Source organism: Bradyrhizobium sp. LeoA1Lang (assembly GCF_055413685.1).
In genome coordinates this window covers 1-21,350 of the sequence record NZ_JBVAPG010000006.1, presented here as the reverse complement: position 1 = coordinate 21,350, position 21,350 = coordinate 1, and the positions used below count along the sequence as shown (strand labels likewise).

The window sequence follows — 21,350 nt, the reverse complement described above, 5'->3', positions numbered from 1 at the left end:
AAGAGACCGGGATGAACATCGCAGAACCGCCCGCGCCGCCGCTTCCGCTGGAACTGATCGACAAGTTCCGCGCCATCGTCGGCGACAAATATGCGGTGACTGACGCCACCGACATCGCGCCCTACCTCGTCGAGGAGCGCAACCTGTTCCAGGGACGCTCGCCGCTGGTGCTGCGCCCAGGCTCGACCGCGGAAGTCGCCGCGATCTGCAGGCTTGCGTCGGCGCATCGCATCGCGCTGGTGCCACAGGGCGGCAATACCGGCCTGGTCGGCGGGCAGACGCCGCATCATGGCGAGGTGGTGATCTCACTCAGACGGATGGACAAGATCCGCGAGATCGATACCGCCTCCAACACCATGACCTGCGAAGCCGGCGTGGTGCTGCAGGTGGCGCAGCAGCGCGCGAGCGACGTCGACCGGCTGTTTCCGCTCTCGCTCGGCGCCGAGGGAAGCTGCACCATCGGCGGCAACCTCTCGACCAATGCCGGCGGCACCGCTGCATTGGCGTATGGCGTGGCGCGCGAGATGGCGCTGGGGCTCGAAGTGGTGCTTGCCGACGGGCGCGTGCTCAACGCGCTGTCGAAACTGAAAAAGGACAATACCGGCTACGACTTGCGCAATCTCTTCATCGGCGCGGAGGGCACGCTTGGCATCATCACCGCGGCGACGCTGAAACTGTTTCCGAAGCCGCGCGCAATCGAGACCGCCTTTGTCGGGCTGAAATCGCCGGCGGATGCCTTGAAGTTGCTGTCGATCTCGCAAACCGAAGCCGCCGGCAGCCTCACCAGCTTCGAGCTGCTCGCCGACATCGCGGTGGATTTCTCGATCCGCCACGGCATCGACATCCGCGATCCGCTTACGAGCAAGCACCCCTGGTATGTGCTGATGGAGCTTTCCTCGCCGCGCGACGATGCGCGCGATACGCTGGAAGTCATCCTCGCCGAGGGCATGGAAGATGGCATCGTCGACGACGCCGTGATCGCGGCGAATTTGAGCCAGCGCCAGGGGTTCTGGAAATTGCGCGACGAGATGTCGGCGGCGCAGAAGCCGGAAGGAGGCTCGATCAAGCACGATATCTCGGTGCCGGTCGCCGCGGTCCCGGCCTTTATCGAGGAGGCCAATGCGGCGGTGGTCAAGCTGATCCCCGGCGCGCGGCCGGTGCCGTTCGGCCATCTCGGCGACGGCAACATCCACTACAATGTCAGCCAGCCGATCGGCGCCGACAGCGCGGACTTCCTCAGCCGCTGGCATGAGGTCAACGCTGTCGTGTTCGACATCGTGCTGCGGATGGGCGGCTCGATCTCGGCCGAGCACGGCATCGGCGTGCTCAAGCGCGACGAACTGCCCGACGTCAAGGACAAGGTCGCGATCGAGCTGATGCGCAGCATCAAGGCGATGCTCGATCCGCTCGGCATCATGAATCCGGGCAAAGTGCTGTGAACGTCGCACCGCCAACCCCCGTCGCCGCGCTCGCCATCGCGCCGATGTCCGACAGCGACGTCACTGACGTCGTCGCACTCTGGCAACGCTGCGGCCTGACGCGGCCGTGGAACGATCCGGTCGCCGACATCGCGCTGGCGCGACGCGGACCGAATTCGGACATCCTGGTCGGCCGCGACAATGGAGTGATCGTCGCATCCGCCATGGTCGGCCATGAGGGTCATCGCGGCTGGGTCTATTACGTCGCGGTCGATCCTGACCGGCAGGGAGCAGGCTTCGGCCGCGTGATCATGCGCGCAGCGGAGGACTGGCTCCGGGCGGCCGGCATTGCAAAACTGCAATTGCTGGTGCGGCGGGAGAACGCCAAAGTCGGCGCGTTCTATCAGTCGATCGGCTACGAGGAGCAGCAGCTTCTCGTCTTCTCCAGATGGATCGACGGGCGCACGCCGCCATGAGCATCTCCGACCGCGTCCGCATCAAGGACGAGCGCGTCCTTTCCGACGAGTACTATGTGCTGAAGTCGGTGACCGTCGACTACCGCCGCGGCGACGGTGCGTGGCAGACGCTGAGCCGCGAGGTGTTCGACCGCGGCAATGCCGCGACGCTGCTGCCCTACAATCTCGCCGCGCGCAGTGTGGTGCTGGTGCGGCAATTCCGCCTGCCGCCCTTCCTCAACGGCCACGATGATTTCATGATCGAGGCGGCCGCGGGCATGCTGGACGACGAGACCCCGGAGAACCGCATCCGCGCCGAGGCGGAAGAGGAGACCGGCTACCGGCTTCATCACGTCGAGAAAGTGTTCGAAGCCTTCATGAGCCCGGGCTCAGTGACGGAGAAACTGCATTTCTTCGTCGCCGAATATGATTCCTCGATGCGGGTCGGCGACGGCGGCGGCCTTGCCCATGAGGGCGAGGACATCGAGGTACTCGAGCTGTCGATCGATGAAGCGCTCACGATGATCAAAGACGGCCGCATCGTCGACGCCAAGACCATCATGCTCGTGCAATACGCCGCGCTGAATGTTTTTGGGTGAGGCGTAGGGTGGGCAAAGCGCAGCGTGCCCACCATCAAGCACCCCGCTCGGAATGGTGGGCACGCTGCGCTTTACCCACCCTACGACATCAAAACAACGATCCCTGCCCGTCGTCTTCCACCGTCGGCGGCGCCTTGCGTGGTGCCGGCCGCTTCGGCTTTTGCGGCTCGGCGGCGCGCTCCTCGTCCGTGATCGGCAGCAGCAATTGCGCATCGTCATTGGCGGCGTGGTTGACCCGCGTCGAAACCTCATGCCAGGCGAATTCGCCGACCGCCGGGCCCTTCAAGAGCGGCATCGCCAGCGAGACCTCGTCATTGCGGCAATCGAGCCAGCACTCGAAGGCGTCGGGCGAAATCGTCACGGGGACGCGGTGATGCAATCCCGCCAGATCGGCGCTAGCCGGCGCGGTGATGATCGCGACCGTATCGACCTCCTCGCCATTCGGGCCCATCCAGGTCTCCGCCAGCGCGGCGAAGCCGACCGGCTGCTGGTCGCGGCGATAGATGAAATAGGGCCGCTTGCGACCGCCCTCGTCGTGCCATTCATAATAGCCGTCGGCCGGGATCAGCGAGCGGCGGCGCCGAATCGCGTTCTTGAAGGCGGGCTTTTGCAGCACCGTCTCCGAGCGGGCGTTGAACAATAGGCCGTGTTGGCGGGGATCCTTGACCCAGGCGGGCACCAGGCCCCAGCGCATCAGCCGAAAATGCCGTCCGCCGTTCTCCAAGATCACCACGGGAACGGGTTGGGTCGGCGCAATATTGTGCCGCGGCGGGAAGTTGGGCTGCTCAAGGTAGCCAAAGAGCAGCCTGATTGCCTCCGGCGGTGAGGTGATGACGAAGCGTCCGCACATAATCCGGGAAAAATAGGTACTCGTTCAGGACCTTTTAACCGCCCCTGTCAAACACTAGAGCGTTTTCGAGCGAAGTGGATACCGGTTCGCGTGAAGAAAACGCGTCGAAACAAGAATCCAGAGCTTCGGTTCTGATTCAATCAGAACCGAAAATGCTCTGGGCGGGATGGCATCGATGGGCTCACCAGCAGCGGAATCCGATCGCCCGACACCGCGACCGGCGGGCCCGGACGAGGCTCGGGCGGCAGCGTTGCGCGCCGCCAACATCAATCCGCGCACCGGGCTTGCCACCGATTACCTCAATCACTTCAACGAAGCCATCATGCTGCTCGAGATGATTCCGGATATGCCGGAATGTGCCGAGGATTTCATGAGCTGGCACCCGCTGACCTATGCCGAGCATTTTACAGCCTCCAACTTCAGGGCGCGCGACCTCGCGATCGCAGCCTACGAATCGGCCGATCCCACGACCCGCGCCGAATTCGACAACATCACGAACACGATGACCTCGATATTAACCGCAGTGAGCGCCGCGATGGGCAAGGTCCGCCAGGACAAGACCCGTGCCAAGCTGGCCGAGCAGGCCACGATCTGGGTCAAGCCGCTGGTCGCCCTCGCCGGCGGCATCATCAATGGCGGCACCGAGGCCGACATCGAACGAATCATGGCGAGCGAGTAGCCGGGCCTGTTGCAAATTCACTTTTGCCGTCATGGCCAGGCTTGTCCCGGCCATCCACGTCCTGGAGCCGCGCAGGAAGGCGTGGATGCCCGGGTCGAGCCCGGGCATGACGAACCCTCCGGTTAGACCTTTCGTCACCAATCGGGCATGATCGGCGCCGGTTTTCCTCGGTTTTGGATCGCTTCTTGACCTCCCCCGCCCAGCCTGCCCGTCCCCAGCTTGCCGTTTCCGGCGCGATTTTTCGTGACGGCAAGGTGCTTCTGGTTCGCCGCGCCCGCTCGCCAGGCAAGGGCTTCTATTCGCTGCCGGGCGGCCGGGTCGAATTCGGCGAATCCCTGCATACGGCGCTGCACCGGGAGGTCGACGAGGAGACCGGGCTCAAGATCGAGATTGTGGCGCTGGCCGGCTGGCGCGAAGTGCTGCCCGGGCCGACCGGTGGCGGGCATTATCTGATCATGTCGTTTGCGGCGCGATGGGTGGCGCAGGAACCCCACCTGAACGACGAGCATGACGATTTCAAATGGCTCGAGCCCGAGGCGATCGGCAATCTCAAGGTCACCGGCGGCCTGCAGGAGGTGCTTCAGGCCGCCCGGCGGCTGATTTAAAGCCGTATGGGGCGGCTTCCGGCGCCTTGCCTGCAGCACAATCCACGGGCATATGACGCTGCCATGTCGAAATATCTCCTGGCCGCCCTCGTCTTCGTCACGGCGTGCAATCTCTCGCCCGGCCGGGCGGAGGATGCCGCCGCTCCGTTTGACGGCGACCTGCAGCGGCTCGCCGAAATCCTCGGCACCCTGCACTATCTGCGCGGCATCTGCGGCAGCAACGAAGGCGCCAAATGGCGCAACGAGATGCAGGCGCTGATCGACGCCGAAACCCCCTCCGGCGACCGCCGCGCCCGCATGGTCGCGGGCTTCAACCGCGGGTATAACGGTTTCCAGCAGACCTACCGCACCTGCACGCCGGCGGCCGTCGTGGCGATCCGCCGCTACGTCGAGGAGGGCTCGAAGATCTCGCGCGACCTGACCGCGCGCTATGCTAACTGACTGAGCGAATAGACGATCGATTTACCTTAGGCGCCGCCATTAACCCTTCCTAAAGATGTGGCCTAGGCGTGCCCAATCTGCGTGCTACAGCTTTGTGCATGACGTGATTCGCCGTGAATCGCGCCGACATGCCTGTGAGTTTCATGCGCATTCCAGCGTTCTCGATTGCCCGCGATCCCCTGCCTGACCACGAGCAGAAGCAGGCCGCGCTCACCTATCTGAACGAGGCCTGGGCCGAAGCGCGCCATGACGGCATCGACGGCGACTGCCTCGCGCAGGCGAGCCTGTTCGCTGCGCTGGCTGAACTGGTCGGCACCTATGGCGAGGAAGCGGTGGCGAAGTTCGTCGAAGGGCTGCCGGCGCGCGTGCGCAACGGTGAGTTCTCGCTGGCGCTGGCGCGGCAGTAATTGGCCGTCATCACCCGCCAACGGGTCGGCGCAACGCGCCGCCCCGTTGGCGGGTGATGACAGCGGCTACGCCCTCAACGTCTCCAGAAACCGCACCGGCTCGCCCAGCGACGGCGTCACCACTTCGCCCTGCCACATCACCCGCTTGCCGCGGATGAACGTGCCGACCGGCCAGCCGATGACGCGCATCCCGTCATAGGGCGTCCAGCCGGCGCGCGAGGCGATCCAGTCGTTGGTGATGGTCTCGCTTCGCTTGAGATCGACAATCGTGAAATCGGCGTCATAGCCGGCCGCGATACGGCCCTTGCAGGCGATGTTGAAGAGCCTCGCCGGGCCTGCGCTGGTGAGATCGACGAAGCGCGCCAACGATAGCCGGCCGGCGTTGACGTGATCGAGCATCAAGGGCACCAGCGTCTGCACGCCGGTCATGCCCGAGGGCGAGGCCGGATAGGTCTTCGCCTTCTCTTCCAGCGTGTGCGGGGCATGGTCGGAGCCGAGCACGTCGATGATGCCCTGCTCGATGCCGTACCAGATCCGCTCGCGATGATCGGCCGAGCGCACCGGCGGATTCATCTGCGCGTGGGTGCCGAGCCGCTCGTAGCATTCCGGCGCGGCCATGGTGAGGTGGTGCGGCGTCGCCTCGCAGGAAGCGACATCCTTGTGGTCACGCAGGAAATCGATCTCCTGCTTGGTCGAGATATGCAGCACGTGGATGCGCTTGCCCGTATCGCGCGCGAGCTTGACCAGCCGCTGCGTTGCCATCAGCGCGGCGACCTCGTCGCGCCAGACCGGATGCGAGCGCGGATCGCCCTCGACCCTGAGCGATTTGCGGTCATTGAGGCGATATTCGTCCTCGGCGTGGAAGGCGGCGCGGCGGCGGATCACCTTGAAGATGCGGCTCAGGCTCTCGTCGTCCTCGACCAGCAGCGTGCCGGTGGAGGAGCCGATGAACACCTTGACGCCGGCGCAGCCCGGCGCGCGTTCGAGTTCCGGCAGGTCCTGCACATTCTCCCGGGTGCCGCCGATGAAGAAGGCGAAATCGCAATGCATGCGGTGATGGGCGCGCTTCACCTTGTCGGTGAAGGCCGCTTCCGTCACCGTCAGCGGATCGGTGTTCGGCATCTCGAACACGGCCGTGACGCCGCCCAGCACCGCGCTGCGCGATCCGGTCTCGAGATCTTCCTTGTGGGTCGGGCCTGGCTCGCGGAAATGCACTTGGGTGTCCATCACCCCGGGCAAGACGTGCAGGCCCCTGCAGTCGATCACCTCGTCGGCGGAATCGCAGTTCAGGCCGCCGATCTCGGCGATGCGGCCACTCCTGATGCCGATGTCGCGGACGCCCTCGCCATCCTGATTGACCACGGTGCCGGATTTTAGAATGGTGTCAAAACGCTGATTCATCGCTCCTCGCGCCCGTATCCAAGTCGCCGCCCGGGCCTTGTTCGGCGCAGTTTAGCGCCTTAACTTCGCAGGGGATATCCGTTAGCTCCGTTTCCCAAAGGAACCTTGGAAAAAGGCCGAACAAAGCCGCATGAAAGCAGCATTTCTACCCGATCGGGGCGTGGTCAAGGTGACGGGCGAGGACGCCCGCAACTTCCTCAACGGCCTCGTCACATCAGACCTGACCGACCTCAAGCCGGGCATGGGCCGGTTCGGCGCGCTGCTGACCCCGCAGGGCAAGATCATCGTCGATTTCGTGATCACGGAGGCGCCCGCCGGCCACGGCGGCGGCTTCCTGATCGATGTGCCGCGTGCACTTGCGCAAGCGCTGACCGACAAGCTCCGCTTCTACAAGCTGCGCGCAAAGGTCGCGGTCGAGAACCTCTCCGACGGGCTCGGCGTGCTGGCGGCCTGGGACGGCGAGCCGGCGATGAGGCCCGACCTCTGCTTCGCCGATCCCCGCAACGACGCGATGGGTTTCCGTCTCCTCGTGCCCGAGGATCTGAAGGCGAAGGTTGCTGATCTCATCGGCGCCGACCTCGTCGACAGCGCCGCCTATGAAGCGCACCGCATAGCGAGCGGCATCCCGCGCGGCGGGCTCGACTTCAGCTATGGCGATGCGTTCCCGCACGAGACCAACATGGACCGCCTCAACGGCGTCGATTTCGACAAGGGCTGCTATGTCGGGCAGGAAGTCGTGTCGCGGATGCAGCATCGCGGCACCGCGCGCACGCGCACCGTCAAGATCATCCTGGACGATCTGGCGGCCGAGCCGGGCGCAACCATCCTCGCCGGCGACAAGCAGGTTGGCACCATGGGCTCGGCCGCAGGCCAGAACGGCCTGGCGCTGGTCCGCACCGACCGCGTCGCGGATGCGCTCGATGCCGGGCTTTCGCTCTCCGCCGGCGGCCTCGGTCTGAGGCTGGCCGAGCCTGACGTCGTGCGCGCCACACCTAAAAAGACCGTCGCATGAGCCGCACTGCACAACTGCATCCCGACGGCAAGACTCGCTGCCCGTGGCCGGGTGAAGACCCGTTTTACGTCGCCTATCACGACGAGGAATGGGGCGTGCCGGAATATGACGACCGCGCGCTTTACGAGAAGCTGATCCTCGACGGCTTCCAGGCCGGCCTCTCCTGGATCACGATCCTGCGCAAGCGCGAGAATTTCCGCAAAGCCTTCGACGACTTCCAGCCCGAGAAAATCGCGCGCTACAACGCCAAGAAAGTGCATGCGCTGATGAACGATGCCGGCATCGTGCGCAACCGCGCCAAGATCGAGGGCACGATCGAGAGTGCGAAGTCCTATCTCAAGATCATGGAAGACGGGCCGGGCTTCTCGAAATTCCTGTGGGGTTTTGTCGACGGCCGGCCCAAGGTCAACGAGTTCAAGACCACGGCGAGCGTGCCGGCCTCGACGCCGCTGTCGATCAAGGTCTCGAAGGAGCTGGCATCGCGCGGCTTCAAGTTCGTCGGCCCGACCATCGTCTACGCCTTCATGCAGGCGACCGGCATCGTCAACGACCATCTCGTCACCTGCTTCTGCCATGAGGCCTGCGGCGGCAAGCATCGCAGCCCGCGCTTCAAAGTGAAATGACCGGAAGATCACCGGCGCCGAAGCAGGACGCGCGGGCCTGGCAGCGCATGCTGTCCGGGCGGCGGCTCGACCTGCTCGACCCTTCGCCGCTTGACATCGAGATCGCCGACATCGCCCATGGGCTCGCCCGCGTCGCCCGCTGGAACGGCCAGACCAGCGGCGCGCATATCTTTTCGGTCGCGCAGCATACGCTCCTGGTCGAGGCGGTGATGCGCCAGCAGATGCCGCGCGCCGATGTCAGCGTGCGGCGCGCGGCGCTGCTGCACGATGCGCCGGAATATGTCATCGGCGACATGATCTCGCCGTTCAAGGCGGTGCTCGGCGGCGACTACAAGACGGTGGAGAAGCGCCTGCTCTCCGCGATCCACATCCGCTTCGGCCTGCCGCCGGTGCTGGCCGACGAGATCACCCAGCAGATCAAGGCCGCCGACCGCGGCGCCGCCTATCTCGAAGCAACCCGCCTTGCGGGATTCTCCGAAGCCGAAGCCAGACGCCTGTTCGGCCGCGATCCCGCACTGCCCGAGGCCACCGAGCGCGACTACCTGACGCCCTGGACCGCCGCCAAAGCCGAGAAACGGTTCCTCGAACGCTTCCAGGCGGTGGCGGCGTGATCTTGTAGGGTGGGCAAAGCGCAGCGTGCCGACCGTCGCGAGCGAGATCGTGGAGGCATGGTGGGCACGCTGCGCTTTGCCCACCCTACAGTAGCGGCTATAATTCGGGGCGAACTTGTACATCTAAGGACCATGATGCTTCACGTCTGCTCGCTCGCCCTGCTTCCCGAAACCGTAAGATTGACCGGCGCCAGCCACATCCTCACCGTCATGGCCAATGTCGCCCAGGTGCAGCGGCCGGCTTCCGTGCTCGAGGCCAATCATCTGCGCGTGCAGGTCGACGACATCACCGAAGTGATGGACGGTTTTATCGCACCTTCCGGGCGGCACATCGAGCAAGTCCTGAACTTCGTGCGGAGTTGGGACCGTAGCGCGCCGATGGTGGTACACTGCTACGCCGGCATCAGCCGCTCGACCGCGAGCGCATTCGCCGCCGCCTGCGCGCTCAATCCGCATCGCGACGAGGCCGAGATCGCGCGCCAGATCCGCGCCGCCTCCCCGATCGCGTCACCGAACCGGCTGATGGTGAGCCTTGCCGACAAGGCGCTCGGGCGGGAGGGCCGGATGATCCGCGCGCTCGACGAGATCGGGCCCGGCGCCATGAGCGTCGAAAACCAGCCGTTCCGCGTCGATCTGGAGTGAGACGCGCGGAAATGCCGCTTTAGAGCATGATCCGGAAAAGTGGAAACCGGTTTTCCCTCGCGACAAACGCGAAGCGTTTGCGCGGAGATCATGCTCGAACAAAGAGATGAGATCATGATCCGATTCCATCTAATCGGATCATGATCTAGCGATTGAACTTTTTGCGGGGCAACCTCCACTCAATGGATTGCGACGACCGCGGACGTGATTGGCTACGCCCCCCGCGCGCCCGCCTGGAGGCCTGATGCTGGTGTTCATTGTTTTCGTCATTGCGGTCATCGCATTTGCATTTGCGTTGAAGTCAATGAACGAGGTGGCCGCCCTGCGCACGCGGCTGGACGCCCTCGAAGGCGCGAATGCTGCGGCATTACGGCGGGTATCGCCGCCACTCGCCCCCGAGCCTGAGCCGACGCGTGCGACCTCGCCGCCGGCTGCGGCCACGCCTCCGCCTTTACCGCCAGAGGCCATCCAGGCCGCACCTGCCATGGCGGAACTAGCGGCCGCGCCCGAGGCTCCGAGCGGCGCGCCGCCCGCGCCACCGCCGCTACCGCCCGCCCAGCCCGGCTTCGAAGAAACCATCGGCACCCGATGGGTGGTGTGGCTCGGCGGCCTGACGCTGGCGCTCGGCGGCTTCTTCATGGTGCGCTATTCGATCGAGGCCGGCCTGCTCGGACCCGGCGTGCGTACCATGCTCGGCGGCCTGTTCGCGCTGGCGCTGCTCGGTGCCGGCGAATGGACGCGGCGCAAGGAAAGTATCTCCACAATCGCGCCGCTGCCGATCGCCAATATCCCGGCGATCCTCACCGCCGCCGGAACGGCTGTGGCATTCGCGACGGTCTATGCGGCCTACGCGCTCTACGACTTCCTTGCGCCGGCGACCGCCTTCGTGCTGCTCGGACTGGTCGCGCTCGGCACGCTCGCCGCTGCGCTGCTGCACGGACCGGCGCTGGCCGGGCTCGGCGTCGTCGGCGCCTTCGCCACGCCGATCCTCGTCTCATCCGAAAAGCCGGATTTCTGGGCGCTCTACATCTATCTTGCGATCGTCACCGCGGCGTCGTTCGGCCTCGCCCGCATCCGGCTGTGGCGCTGGCTTGCCGTTACGACGGTCGTGTTCGCGCTGCTCTGGACCTTCCCCTGTCTGCAATGCGGGCCGTCGATGATCGGACCGCACGCCTTTCATGTCATCGCCGGATTCATCCTCGCGGCGCTATTGGTCGTCTGCGGCTTCATGTTCGGACCGGAAGCGGAGGGCGAAGAGGTCGAGCCGATCTCATCGGGCTCGCTGATCGCCTATCTGTTCGGCGCGCTGCTGATCGTGCTGAACAGCTTTCACGCCGATCCCGCGATGATCACCTTCGGCCTCCTGGTCGCCGGCAGCCTCCTCGTCGCCTGGCGGGCGCCGGCGGCCACTGCGGCGATTGGCGCCGCCGCGCTGTTCGTGTTCGTCGTCTTCGCCGAATGGGCGGTGCGCGGCAATCCGGACATGCTGGTGCTCCCAGGCGGTCCCCTGCCCGGCATCGGGCCGAGCGCCACAGATGGCTCGGTCTCGCTGCATCTGACCGCGGCGGCGATCTTCGCAGGCATGTTCGGCGTAAGCGGCTTCCTCGCGCAGCGCCGCTTCGCAACGACTGCGATCACCGTGCAGTGGGCAGCGGTCGCGACCTTCACGCCGCTGGCGCTATTGATCGCGCTCTACGCCCGGATCGCGCAGCTCGACCGCTCGATTCCGTTCGCAATTCTCGCGGTATTGCTCGCCGCGGCCTTCGCTGCTGCAACCGAATACCTCAGCAGGCGCGAGGACCGGCCCGGGCACTCCGCCTCGATCGCGCTGTTTGCGACCGGCACGCTCGCCGCGCTGGCGCTCGCGCTCACATTCGCGCTGGAGAAGGGCTGGCTCACGATCGCGCTGGCGCTGGTGTCGCTCGGCACCGCCTGGATTTCGCTGCAGCGGCCGATCGCCTTCCTGCGCACGCTGGCCGCGATCCTCGCCGGCATCGTGGTGCTGCGCATCGGCTACGAGCCGCGGATCGTCGGCGATGCCGTCGGCACCACGCCGATCTTCAACTGGCTATTGTGGGGCTACGGCATCCCCGCGGCCTCGTTCTGGGCGGCCAGCATCTTCCTGCGCCGCAATGGCGACGATGCGCCGCTCCGCGCGGTGGAGTCGGCCGCGATCCTGTTCACGGTCCTGCTCGCCTTCATGGAGATCCGCCACGCCGTCAACGACGGCGACGTCTACCGCAACAGCGCCGGCCTCACCGAGGTCGCGCTGCAGGTCTGCACCGCGCTGGCGATGGCGATCGGGCTGGAGCGCCTGCGCATCCGCACGGCCAGCATCGTGCACAACATCAGCGCGGCGCTGCTGACGGTGTTCGCCGGTCTTGCCGCCATCTTCGGCCTGATGCTGCTGGAGACGCCGATCCTGTGGCCGATCAATGTCGGCGGCAGCTTCATCAACCTGCTCCTGCTCGGCTATGCCCTGCCCGCGGTGCTGGCGCTGCTGTTGTCCTATGCGGTGGCGGGCCGGCGCCCGGCCGCCTACGGCAACACGCTCGCGGCCGGCGCGCTGATCCTCGCGCTCACCTATGTCAGCTTCGAAATCCGCCGGCTCTATCACGGCCCCGTGCTGTCGCATGGCCCGACCACGGGCGCCGAGCAATACACCTATTCGATCGCCTGGCTTGCATTCGGCGTCGTGCTGCTCGGGATCGGCATCGTCGTTGGCTCGCAGCGCGCGCGGATGGCCTCGGCCGCCGTCATCGCGCTGACCATCGTAAAGGCGTTCGTGATCGACATGTCGCAGCTCACGGGCGTCTACCGCGCGCTGTCCTTCATGTGCCTCGGCGTGGTGCTGGTCGCGATCGGCTGGTTCTACCAGCGCATCCTGTTCCGGCGACAAGCGGCACCACCGCCGGTCGCTGGCGTGGGATGAGCTTGGCGAAGCCTGTGCCAGCGCGTAGATAGGCGGCATGGCCAGACCGCGCAGTTTCGACCCCGACGAAGTGCTCGACCTCGCGCGCGACGTGTTCTGGCTGAAGGGTTTTCAGGGCACGTCGCTCGACGACATCACCGCAGCGACAGGCCTCACCAAGCCGAGCCTCTACGCCGCCTTCGGCGACAAGAACGCGCTGTTCCTGAAGGTGCTCGACCGCTACCACGCCTATATCGTCGGGAAAGCCGAGCGCATCATCAATGACGGCCCCTCCGCGCGCGAGGCGATCCGGCGCTGGCTGACCGGCTTCGTGCCTCGTTGTTCCGGCGTGAAGGGCAGTCGCGGCTGCCTCTCCGTCAACACCTCCGTCGACGGCGTGACCGAGCAGGAGGTGCGGAAGAGTATCCAGGCCTTCAACCGCAAGCTCGAGCAGTTGCTGCGCGACCGCCTGCGCGCCGACCGCGCCCAGTTCGCCGACGATTTCGATCCCGATGCGGTCGCGCATACGATCATGGCGATCTATCAGGGGCTCATGGTGCTGGCAAAGGGCGCTCCCGAAGCGGCGCGCGTCCGCGCCACGTTCGACCAGGCGATGAAGCTGCTTTCTTGACAGCGCCTCCTCGTTATATACTATACAGTATATAATTCGGAGGCACTGCCATGAAGGCGATCCAGATCGAGGCGTTCGGCAACCCGGCCGAGGTCATGAAACTCGTCGACATTCCCGATGTCGGCGCCCCAGGCGACGGCGAAGTCGTGATCGCGCTGGAGGCTTCGCCCATCAACATGAGCGACCTCCTGATGATCTCGGGCCGCTATGGCTACCGGCCAAAACTGCCGAGTATCGTGGGAACGGAGGGTGTCGGCCGCGTCGTGGCGGTCGGTCGTGGCGTCACGCATCTGAAGCAAGGCGATCGCACGCTCATCCCCTATCCGTCGCCGGCGTGGGCGGAGCACATCAAGGCGGATGCCAGCAAGTTGCAGGCGCTCCCCGACGGCAATCCGCTGCAATTTGCGATGCTCGGCATCAATCCGGCAACGGCTTACCTGCTGCTGACCGATTTCGTCACGTTGCCTCCCGGCACCTGGCTGATCCAGAACGCGGCCAATTCCGGCGTCGGTCGCGCAGTGATCGGCATCGCGAAGTCGCTTGGATTGAAGACGGTCAATGTCGTCAGACGCGAGGAAGTCGTGGCCGATCTCAAGGCAAGCGGTGGCGACGTCGTGCTGGTCGACGGCCCCGATCTCAACAAGCGCGTGGCCCCCGAGACCGGCGGCGCGCCGATCGCGCTCGCCATCGATGGCGTCGCCGATACCGCGACCATGAACCTGATCACGTGCCTGGCGCCGAAGGGCGTGCTGGTGTTCTACAGCGCAATCAGCGGCAAGCCCTTCGTCGGACCGGCGCAGCCCTTCATCTTCCGCGACATCGCAATGCGCGGCTTCTGGCTCGCCAACTGGTTCAACAGCGCCACCGCCGAGCACATCAGCGCGATGTATGAACACCTCGCGCCGCTGGTGGCCTCGGGGGTAATCAGCGCGCCGGTCGAAGGCACCTACCGTTTTTCGCAAATCCCGGAAGCGGTGGCGGTGGCGCAGAAGCATCGTGGCAAGGCGTTGTTCACGCCGGACTGAGCGACAGCCGGCCGGGACAAATCGGCAGGTTCTCATCACGCCCGGGCGCGCCTGCCCGCCTCGGGGCGCGCCTGACATCACGTCCCTGTGACGCGACCTTGGGCCCGACGAAGTATCGCGTCGGCTCACGCCATTGGCACTGGACCCGGGCAGACATTTTCTAGACATAGTGTGCGCTTCAAAGAGCTATATTGCGGCGACCAACTATTTTAACGAGGGGAGCGTTTTGCACCGAGACATTGCGGGAGTGCTCGCGCGGCTGGCGAGCTTGGTGATCATCTGCGCAACACTTGCGATCCAGCCTGCGGCAGCGCAGACGAAGGCCGCGACATGTCCGTCGCAGGCGGGCGCGCGAGGAACGCAGATCCTGCTCTGCCGCGACGGCCTGATCATCGTCGCCGAGGACGGCGCGAGGTTCACGCTGCAAGGCCACGATGGCAGCGCCACGGCAGTCGATCTGCAGAGCAAGGCACTCCTGCTCGACGCACCCAAGCAGCCCGGCAAGAATCGTTTTCGCGTCAACACGCCACAAGCGATCGCCGCCGTGCGTGGGACCAAGTGGGCGGCCGATGTGCAGGAGGCGAGGACATCGGTGCTCGTGCTGCAGGGCCGGGTCGCGGTGCGCCGGCCACGCGGCGGAAACCAGGTGGTGCTTGGTCCGGGCGAAGGCGTCGACGTCGATCCGGGAAACGAGCCGCTGGCAGTCAAGCGCTGGGGTCAGGCGCGGGTCGATGCGCTGCTCGCGCGCCTCGGACAATGACCCTTGGTGAGCGGCCGGATCCCTCAAACACCAATCGCGCTTCTGCTCTCATTCGTCTGGGCGGCCGCGCTGGGAATAGGCTACTGGAACGGCGACGTTCAATTCCTCGATCGCGCCGAAGGCGCGCTGACCGACCTGCGCCTATTGGGACGCGGTGAGCGCGCGGCACCCGATCTCGTCACGATCGTTGCCATCGACGATGACACGGTCGCCAAGCGCGGCGGCTATCCGCTGCCGCGCGCCGATCTTGCCGCGATCATCGAGAAGATTGCGAGTTACGAGCCGCGCGCGATCACGGTCGACCTCTTGCTGCTCGACCAGGGCAAGGACGGCGGCGATGCCGCGCTCGCACAAGCGCTCGGAAAACGCCCCTCCGCCATTGCCGCTGCCGCCGTGTTTCCCGATGCGATCCAGATCCTGGAGGCGGACGACAAGAGCGCGCTCGCGCGCCTGCCGCGGGCGGAGAAATTCCTGCGCCCGCTTCCTGCGTTCGCGGAACATGCCGTTGTCGGCGTGGTCAACCTGACCACCGACAAATCGGGCACGCCGCGCGGCATTCCTTTGCTGGTCCGCACCAGTGACAAAGTCGAGCTGGCGTTTCCGCTGCGCGTCGCGGCACTGGCCGCAGGCCAGGATCCGGTGATCGACGCGGACAGCGTCCGCCTTGCGGGCCGGAATATCCCGACCGACATCGATCATGTGCTCCCGCTCGCCTATTACGGCCCTCGCGGCACGGTACCGACGGTGAGTGCGGCATCGGTGCTCGACGGCGAGGTCGCGCGAGCGGCCATCCGCGACCGCATCGTCGTCATCGGTGTGACAGTGACGGGCGGCGGCGATGTGTTTCCGACGCCGTTCGATCCCGTGATGCCGGGTGTCGAGATCGTCGCGACCGCGATCGATCACCTGATGACCGGCGGCGGCATCCTGCGCGATCGTTCGACGCGCCTCGCTGACGCGATCCTTGCAGTGGCGCTGACGCTCGCAGTGGTCGGCCTGTTGGCGTGGCGGCGCAGCGCGGCCGGCCTGCTCTCGATCGCGGCGCTGATGGCGATCTGGGCTGTCGCCAATTACGTCGCATTCTCGCACGGCATCTGGCTCAGCGCGGCATTGCCGATTGCGGCCGCCGCACCGCCGGCGATCCTGTTCGGCTCGATCCAGCTTTGGCTCAATCGGCGGCAGGCGCAATATTTCGCGATGAAGAGCGACCTGTTGCAGCAATTCCAGGCGCCGGCGCTCAACAAATGGCTGACCGGCAATCCGGCGTTCCTGCTCGAGCCGCGGCACCAGGATGCGGCGATCATCTTCATCGACCTCTCGGGCTTCACGGCATTGAGCGAGACGCTCGATATCGACGCGGGGCTTGCGCTGCTGAAGGATTTTCACACCCTCGTCGATGACGAGGTCGAGGCGCACAGCGGGATCATCACGAGCTTCCTCGGCGACGGCGCCATGATCCTGTTCGGCCTGCCGGAAGCCACCGCAGACGATGCCCGCAAGGCCTCGCACTGCGCAGTCACGCTCTGCAACCGCGTCGCGCAATGGATCAATTCGTTGCCGCCCCCGATCGCGACGCGAACCGGCTTCAAGGTGGGCGCGCATTTCGGGCCGATCGTCGCCTCGCGGCTCGGCGGCAGCTATCAACACATCACCGCGACCGGCGACACCGTGAACGTGGCGAGCCGTCTGATGGAGGTTGCGGCCAAGCAACGCGCGGCGCTCGCGCTCAGCGATGACCTGCTGCAACGGGCCGGTCCAGCATCCGCCTTGTTCGAGAGCGGCACGCTCACAGGTCCCAGCGAGACACTCATCCGCGGACGCACCCGTCCGCTCACAGTCTGGCTATGGCGCAACGATTCGGGCGGCAGTTCTAATCCATCGACTCCGCGATCAGGCGGATTCTGAACACGGGCTTCTTGCTCTCGTCGATCAGCTCCATCTGCCACTCGGCGTCCTGCTTGAGGCTGCGCGCGATGCTGCCGAGAAGATTGCCGCTGACCTTGGTCATCTCGGCCCATGCGGCCTCACGGCTTTCGAATTCCGACCCCTGATCGGACGCGCCCGCGAAGCGACCATGGCTGATCCTGAAGAAATATTGCGGCATGTGGAACTCAGTTGTTGCGCCCACCCCCGGCCGTCCTGGTGGAGATTAGGAGATTAGACGCTACCAAGCCATGAATTCGCGAGCCCGTATCACTACGGGTCTTCGCCGCCACGTTGTCGCCTCGATCAAACGAAGTCGGTGGGACCGATGATTCCAGCTAATCGGTCGAACGGCGCAATTCCGCCGCGCCTTCCGGTTGCGCCGGTTCGGGCTTCACCGGCTCGAGCCTGGTGCGCTCGACAGGCGGCGTCTCGACGCGCGCGGACACTTCGGCGCGGGAGGCGTCGGCCGAGCGGGTCGTCTGGGAGGGGCGCAGCGAACGCGGCCGCGCCACCGCGCGCGCCAACAGCATCTGCTGCCCGCCCTGGTGGCGGAAGTCGCAATAGGCAAAGCCCATGCCCGACACTGAGCCGCGGAACGAGCGATCGTCGCGCTTGTCGAGGTTGAAGCAGGGCTCGAACGGAAGGCCTTTCAGCGAGGCACAGACGGCCTGACCGCGAACCTGCAGCGTATTGCCCGGCAACCTGACATGGCGAATCGGGCCAGAGCCGGAGAACTGGATCGAGCCAGCCGCGCCCATGTCGTCGAGGATGCGACCCGCGCCGCGGGTGCCGTCAAAGCAGGTGAAGGCGAATACCTTGCCGGCGACGAATCGCCTGGCCTCTTCAGCGCTCATCGATCCCGCCAACGCAGGCGCGGCCATCGCGCCGGCCACGACCGCCCCCAATACCAGACGCGCAAGCATGAGCCACTCCACTTACCCAGCGCGGGCACACCGCCTTTACCCGCTGCTTACCATACCAACCAAGGCAACATTGGAGCAGCTTGGTTGGTAAATTCTGAACGCCGTCAGACTATTTTTACCACGATCCGGCCGCGGACCTCGCCCGCGAGGATTTTCGGCCCAAAGGAGATCGCTTCGTCCAGACCGATTTCGTGAGTTATATCAGCGAGTTTTGCCTTGTCCAAATCGCTGGCGAGCCGGCTCCAGGCGCGTTTGCGACGTTCGATCGGGCACATCACCGAGTCGATGCCGATAAGGCACACTCCGCGTAAAATGAACGGAGCGACCGAGGAAGGCAGGTCCATGCCGGCGGCAAGCCCGCACGCGGTGACGGCGCCGCCATACTTGGTCATCGAGAGCATGTTGGCGAGCGTGGTCGAGCCGACGCTGTCGACGCCGCCGGCCCAGCGCTCCTTCGCGAGCGGCTTGACCGGGCCGGTCAATTCGCTGCGGTCGATCACCTCGGCGGCGCCGAGGCCCTTGAGGTAGGCTGCCTCCGCTTGCCGCCCGGTGGAGGCGATTACGTGATAGCCGAGCTTGGACAGCACGGCTGTCGCGACCGAGCCGACCCCGCCAGCGGCCCCCGTCACCACGATCGGGCCGCTCTTGGGCGTCACCCCGTGGTCCTCCAGCGCCAGTACCGAGAGCATCGCGGTATAGCCGGCGGTACCGATCGCCATCGCATCGCGCGCCGAGATCCCGTCGGGCAGACGCACCAGCCAGTCGCCCTTGACGCGCGCCTTCTCGGCATAGGCGCCGAGATGGGTCTCGCCCATGCCCCAGCCGTTGCAGACGACCTTGTCGCCTGCCTTCCAGTCGGGATGCGAGGACTGCTCGACGGTGCCGGCGAAATCGATGCCGGCGATCATCGGGAAGCGCCGCACCACCGGCGCCTTGCCGGTCAGCGCCAGGCCGTCCTTGTAGTTCAGCGTCGACCATTCGACGCGGACGGTGACGTCGCCATCCATCAATTCCGCGTCGTCGAATTGCGTGAGCGCGGCGGTCGTACCCTTGTCCGCCTTGTCGATCCTGATCGCCTTGAACGTCGCCACGATGGATCCTCCCGTACTCGCGTTGATCTAGTCCCGCGTCATGGCCGGGCTTGACCCGGCCATCACGTGCTTGGGTGTCGCTCGACTTTAAAGACGTGGATGCCCGGGACAAGCCCGGGCATGACGACGAATTTGTGCGGGATGCTGTTTATCGCATCAGGCCGGCTGCGCAACCGGGCGCGACACTGGGGCCTCCACGATCGGCAGGTTGATCAGCGCCGACAGCACGCCGAACAGGATCGAGAGCCACCAGATCGGCGTGTAGGAACCATACTGCTCGAACACGATGCCGCCGAGCCAGACGCCCAGGAACCCGCCGACCTGGTGGCTGACGAAGGCGAAGCCATAGAGCGTGGCGAACCAGCGCGTGCCGAACATCAGCGCCACCAGCGCCGAGGTCGGCGGCACCGTCGACAGCCAGGTCAAGCCAGAGACCGCGCCGAAGGCGACCGCGGAGAACGTCGTGATCGGGAACGAGATGAAGGCAACGGTCGCCAGCGCGCGGGTGAAGTAGATCACTGACAGGATGTAGCGCTTGGGGAAGAAGTTCTGCAGCCAGCCGACGCCGAGCGAGCCCATGATGTTAAACAGGCCGATCGCCGCGATCACCCAGCCGCCGGTCGAGGTCGGAATGCCGCGATCGACGAGATAGGCCGGCAGGTGCACGGTGATGAAGGCGAGCTGGAAGCCGCAGGTGAAGAAGCCGAGCACCAGCAGCACATAGGAGCGATGGCCGAACGCTTCCGCCAGCGCCGTCTTGAACGACTGCTGGTCGGCGGCCGGCACGTTGGTCGTTTTCGCCCGCGGCGTCGCGATCGCAAGCGACAGCGGCACGATCAAGAGCATCAGCGCGGCGAACACGGTGAGCGCGGCCTGCCAGCCGAAATTATCGATCATCGCCACGCCGAAGGGCGCGAACAGGAACTGGCCGAACGAGCCCGCCGCGGTGCCGGCGCCGAGCGCGATGCCGCGCTTTTCCGGCGGCAGCAATTTGCTGAAGGCCGACAGCACCAGGTTGAACGAGGAGCCGGACAGGCCGAAGCCGATCAGGACGCCGGCGCCGATGTCGAGCGACAGCGACGTTGTCGAATAACGCATCATGTAGAGGCCGGCGGCGTAGAGCAGCGCGCCCACGATCATCACGCGCACGATGCCGAAGCGGTCGGCGATGGCGCCGGCGATCGGCTGGCCCAGTCCCCACAACAGGTTCTGCAGCGCCAGCGCGAGGCCGAAGACGTCGCGGCCCCAGGCGAATTCGCGGCTCATCGGCTGCACGAAGAAGCCGAGCGCCGAGCGTGGCCCAAAGCTGAGCAGCGCGATCGCGCAGCCGCAGATGATGATGATCAGCGGCGTGCGCCAGCTATCGAGACCGGAGGAAGGCCGAAGGTCGCCGGTGGTCACAGCCATCAATTCCCCCTGCATGCTGCACAGGCGGTCACGACCCGCCGGACGAAAGGTTACAGCGAGTTAATGCATTTGCATGAAAAGCCCAAGGGGGCCGGAGAGAAAAATTTCAACGCAGGGCAGCCCTGCAGAATGATGGGAACACTCTGCCGTCGTCCCGGCCAACGCCGGGACCCATAGCCACAGGGAGGTGTTGTGGCGCGAGCAAGCGGTTGCAGCGGAGCACACGACAAAGGCCTGTGGTTGATGGGGTGGACGGCCCCCTACGGCATCAGTTGTGCCAGAATGAGGTTGTCGAAATCTCAAACGAGGGAGCCGTCCGTGACGCAGATTATCCGCATTGGAATGGATACGTCGAAGCATATTTTTCAGTTGCATGGGGTTGATGCGGCCGAGAAGGTGGTGTTGCGCAAGCGGCTGTCGCGCAAGCAGGTGCTGGAGTATTTCGCCAAGTTGCCGCCGACGGTGATCGGGCTGGAGGCTTGCGGGGCTTCGCAATATTGGGCGCGGGAGCTTTCCAAGCTCGGCCACGAGGTGAAGCTGATGGCCCCGCAACTGGTGAAGCCCTACGTGCAGCGGAACAAGAACGACGGGCGGGATGCGGAAGGATTGTGTGAAGCCATGGGGCGGCCGCGCATGCGCTTTGTGCCGGTCAAGACGGCCGAGCAACAGGCCGCGCTGATGCTGACGGGGATCCGCGACGGACTGATCGCCCGGCGCACCCAGCTGAGCAATGCGATCCGCGGCTACGCCGCCGAGTTCGGCCTGATCGCCGCCAAGGGGGTGGACAAGATCGAGCCGCTGTTGAGGCGGATTGCGCAGGACGAGAATCTTCCGGAGCTGGCGCGTGAGCTGTTCGTGGTGCAGGGGCGTGAATACGCAAGGCTCGGGACCGAGCTGAAGGAGATCGAGGCCAAGCTGTTGGCCTGGCACCGG

23 protein-coding genes are annotated in these 21,350 nt (G+C 65.5%); 17 read left to right on the top strand and 6 right to left on the bottom strand.

Going from position 1 to position 21,350, the window contains the following annotated elements; translation table 11 throughout:
* The first annotated feature begins 11 nt into the window (after nt 1-11).
* From ACZYOF_RS03510 to ACZYOF_RS03500, 3 genes are read left to right on the top strand one after another with little or no spacing between them, the layout of a single operon-like run.
* Entirely contained in the window at nt 12-1,439 is a 1,428-nt protein-coding gene (locus ACZYOF_RS03510) for an FAD-binding oxidoreductase (protein WP_463714819.1), read from the top strand.
* A complete protein-coding gene (locus ACZYOF_RS03505) occupies nt 1,436-1,894 on the top strand; it encodes a GNAT family acetyltransferase (protein WP_463714818.1) in 459 nt (152 codons plus the stop codon). Before ACZYOF_RS03510 ends, ACZYOF_RS03505 begins: the two co-directional genes overlap by 4 nt.
* Nucleotides 1,891-2,472 (top strand): NUDIX domain-containing protein, encoded by a 582-nt coding sequence (locus tag ACZYOF_RS03500; protein WP_463714817.1) that lies wholly within the window; start codon nt 1,891-1,893, stop codon nt 2,470-2,472. Before ACZYOF_RS03505 ends, ACZYOF_RS03500 begins: the two co-directional genes overlap by 4 nt.
* An 88-nt stretch (nt 2,473-2,560) precedes the next feature.
* Here ACZYOF_RS03500 and ACZYOF_RS03495 read toward each other — a convergent pair whose 3' ends face one another.
* Nucleotides 2,561-3,322, bottom strand: a complete 762-nt coding sequence (locus ACZYOF_RS03495) for an SOS response-associated peptidase (RefSeq protein ID WP_463714816.1) — start codon at nt 3,320-3,322, stop codon at nt 2,561-2,563.
* A gap of 175 nt (nt 3,323-3,497) precedes the next feature.
* On the opposite strand from ACZYOF_RS03495, the gene ACZYOF_RS03490 reads away from it, so the two are divergent.
* The 4 genes from ACZYOF_RS03490 to ACZYOF_RS03475 all read left to right on the top strand — a co-directional run bounded on the left by ACZYOF_RS03490 (nt 3,498) and on the right by ACZYOF_RS03475 (nt 5,454).
* Nucleotides 3,498-4,001 carry a hypothetical protein gene (locus ACZYOF_RS03490; RefSeq protein ID WP_165421517.1) on the top strand — a complete coding sequence of 168 codons (504 nt, stop codon included), beginning with the start codon at nt 3,498-3,500 and terminating at the stop codon, nt 3,999-4,001.
* Nucleotides 4,002-4,186: 185 nt separating this feature from the next.
* Nucleotides 4,187-4,606, top strand: a complete 420-nt coding sequence (locus ACZYOF_RS03485) for an NUDIX hydrolase (RefSeq protein WP_130583771.1) — start codon at nt 4,187-4,189, stop codon at nt 4,604-4,606.
* 63 nt (nt 4,607-4,669) lie between these two features.
* A complete protein-coding gene (locus ACZYOF_RS03480; protein WP_130583772.1) occupies nt 4,670-5,047 on the top strand; it encodes a TIGR02301 family protein in 378 nt (125 codons plus the stop codon).
* A 143-nt stretch (nt 5,048-5,190) separates the two neighbouring features.
* A complete protein-coding gene (locus ACZYOF_RS03475; RefSeq protein ID WP_130583773.1) occupies nt 5,191-5,454 on the top strand; it encodes a hypothetical protein in 264 nt (87 codons plus the stop codon).
* Nucleotides 5,455-5,520: 66 nt separating this feature from the next.
* Here ACZYOF_RS03475 and ACZYOF_RS03470 read toward each other — a convergent pair whose 3' ends face one another.
* Nucleotides 5,521-6,855 (bottom strand): dihydroorotase, encoded by a 1,335-nt coding sequence (locus ACZYOF_RS03470; protein ID WP_282526949.1) that lies wholly within the window; start codon nt 6,853-6,855, stop codon nt 5,521-5,523.
* 130 nt (nt 6,856-6,985) lie between these two features.
* On the opposite strand from ACZYOF_RS03470, the gene ygfZ reads away from it, so the two are divergent.
* From ygfZ to ACZYOF_RS03425, 9 genes are all read left to right on the top strand, one after another.
* On the top strand, nt 6,986-7,867 hold the full coding sequence (ygfZ, locus tag ACZYOF_RS03465) for a CAF17-like 4Fe-4S cluster assembly/insertion protein YgfZ (RefSeq protein ID WP_463714815.1): 882 nt from the start codon (nt 6,986-6,988) through the stop codon (nt 7,865-7,867).
* Complete coding sequence (locus tag ACZYOF_RS03460; RefSeq protein WP_463714814.1) at nt 7,864-8,490, top strand: DNA-3-methyladenine glycosylase I; 627 nt, start codon at nt 7,864-7,866, stop codon at nt 8,488-8,490. Before ygfZ ends, ACZYOF_RS03460 begins: the two co-directional genes overlap by 4 nt.
* Complete coding sequence (locus ACZYOF_RS03455) at nt 8,487-9,101, top strand: HD family hydrolase (RefSeq protein ID WP_282526947.1); 615 nt, start codon at nt 8,487-8,489, stop codon at nt 9,099-9,101. The genes ACZYOF_RS03460 and ACZYOF_RS03455 overlap by 4 nt, the downstream gene beginning before the upstream one ends.
* 135 nt (nt 9,102-9,236) lie before the next feature.
* Nucleotides 9,237-9,743, top strand: a complete 507-nt coding sequence (locus ACZYOF_RS03450; protein WP_394569734.1) for a tyrosine phosphatase family protein — start codon at nt 9,237-9,239, stop codon at nt 9,741-9,743.
* Between the two features lie 244 nt (nt 9,744-9,987).
* Nucleotides 9,988-12,675, top strand: a complete 2,688-nt coding sequence (locus ACZYOF_RS03445; RefSeq protein ID WP_463714813.1) for a DUF2339 domain-containing protein — start codon at nt 9,988-9,990, stop codon at nt 12,673-12,675.
* 37 nt (nt 12,676-12,712) lie between these two features.
* Nucleotides 12,713-13,285 (top strand): TetR/AcrR family transcriptional regulator, encoded by a 573-nt coding sequence (locus tag ACZYOF_RS03440; RefSeq protein WP_463714812.1) that lies wholly within the window; start codon nt 12,713-12,715, stop codon nt 13,283-13,285.
* Nucleotides 13,286-13,335: 50 nt separating this feature from the next.
* Complete coding sequence (locus ACZYOF_RS03435) at nt 13,336-14,310, top strand: zinc-dependent alcohol dehydrogenase family protein (protein ID WP_463714811.1); 975 nt, start codon at nt 13,336-13,338, stop codon at nt 14,308-14,310.
* A 247-nt stretch (nt 14,311-14,557) separates the two neighbouring features.
* Nucleotides 14,558-15,070 (top strand): FecR domain-containing protein, encoded by a 513-nt coding sequence (locus ACZYOF_RS03430; RefSeq protein ID WP_463714810.1) that lies wholly within the window; start codon nt 14,558-14,560, stop codon nt 15,068-15,070.
* Between the two features lie 6 nt (nt 15,071-15,076).
* A complete protein-coding gene (locus tag ACZYOF_RS03425; RefSeq protein ID WP_463714809.1) occupies nt 15,077-16,975 on the top strand; it encodes a CHASE2 domain-containing protein in 1,899 nt (632 codons plus the stop codon).
* Here the strand turns inward: ACZYOF_RS03425 and ACZYOF_RS03420 are convergent.
* From ACZYOF_RS03420 to ACZYOF_RS03405, 4 genes are all read right to left on the bottom strand, one after another.
* Complete coding sequence (locus tag ACZYOF_RS03420) at nt 16,941-17,174, bottom strand: DUF6894 family protein (RefSeq protein ID WP_130580425.1); 234 nt, start codon at nt 17,172-17,174, stop codon at nt 16,941-16,943. The genes ACZYOF_RS03425 and ACZYOF_RS03420 overlap by 35 nt on opposite strands.
* A gap of 157 nt (nt 17,175-17,331) precedes the next feature.
* Complete coding sequence (locus ACZYOF_RS03415) at nt 17,332-17,919, bottom strand: hypothetical protein (protein WP_463714808.1); 588 nt, start codon at nt 17,917-17,919, stop codon at nt 17,332-17,334.
* Between the two features lie 104 nt (nt 17,920-18,023).
* Nucleotides 18,024-19,010 (bottom strand): acrylyl-CoA reductase (NADPH), encoded by a 987-nt coding sequence (gene acuI / locus ACZYOF_RS03410; protein WP_463714807.1) that lies wholly within the window; start codon nt 19,008-19,010, stop codon nt 18,024-18,026.
* 156 nt (nt 19,011-19,166) lie between these two features.
* Nucleotides 19,167-20,417, bottom strand: a complete 1,251-nt coding sequence (locus ACZYOF_RS03405; RefSeq protein ID WP_463714806.1) for an MFS transporter — start codon at nt 20,415-20,417, stop codon at nt 19,167-19,169.
* A gap of 318 nt (nt 20,418-20,735) precedes the next feature.
* Between ACZYOF_RS03405 and ACZYOF_RS03400 the strand changes: the two genes are divergently transcribed.
* A partial coding sequence (locus ACZYOF_RS03400) for an IS110 family RNA-guided transposase (RefSeq protein ID WP_463714805.1) occupies nt 20,736-21,350 on the top strand: 615 nt, incomplete at its 3' end.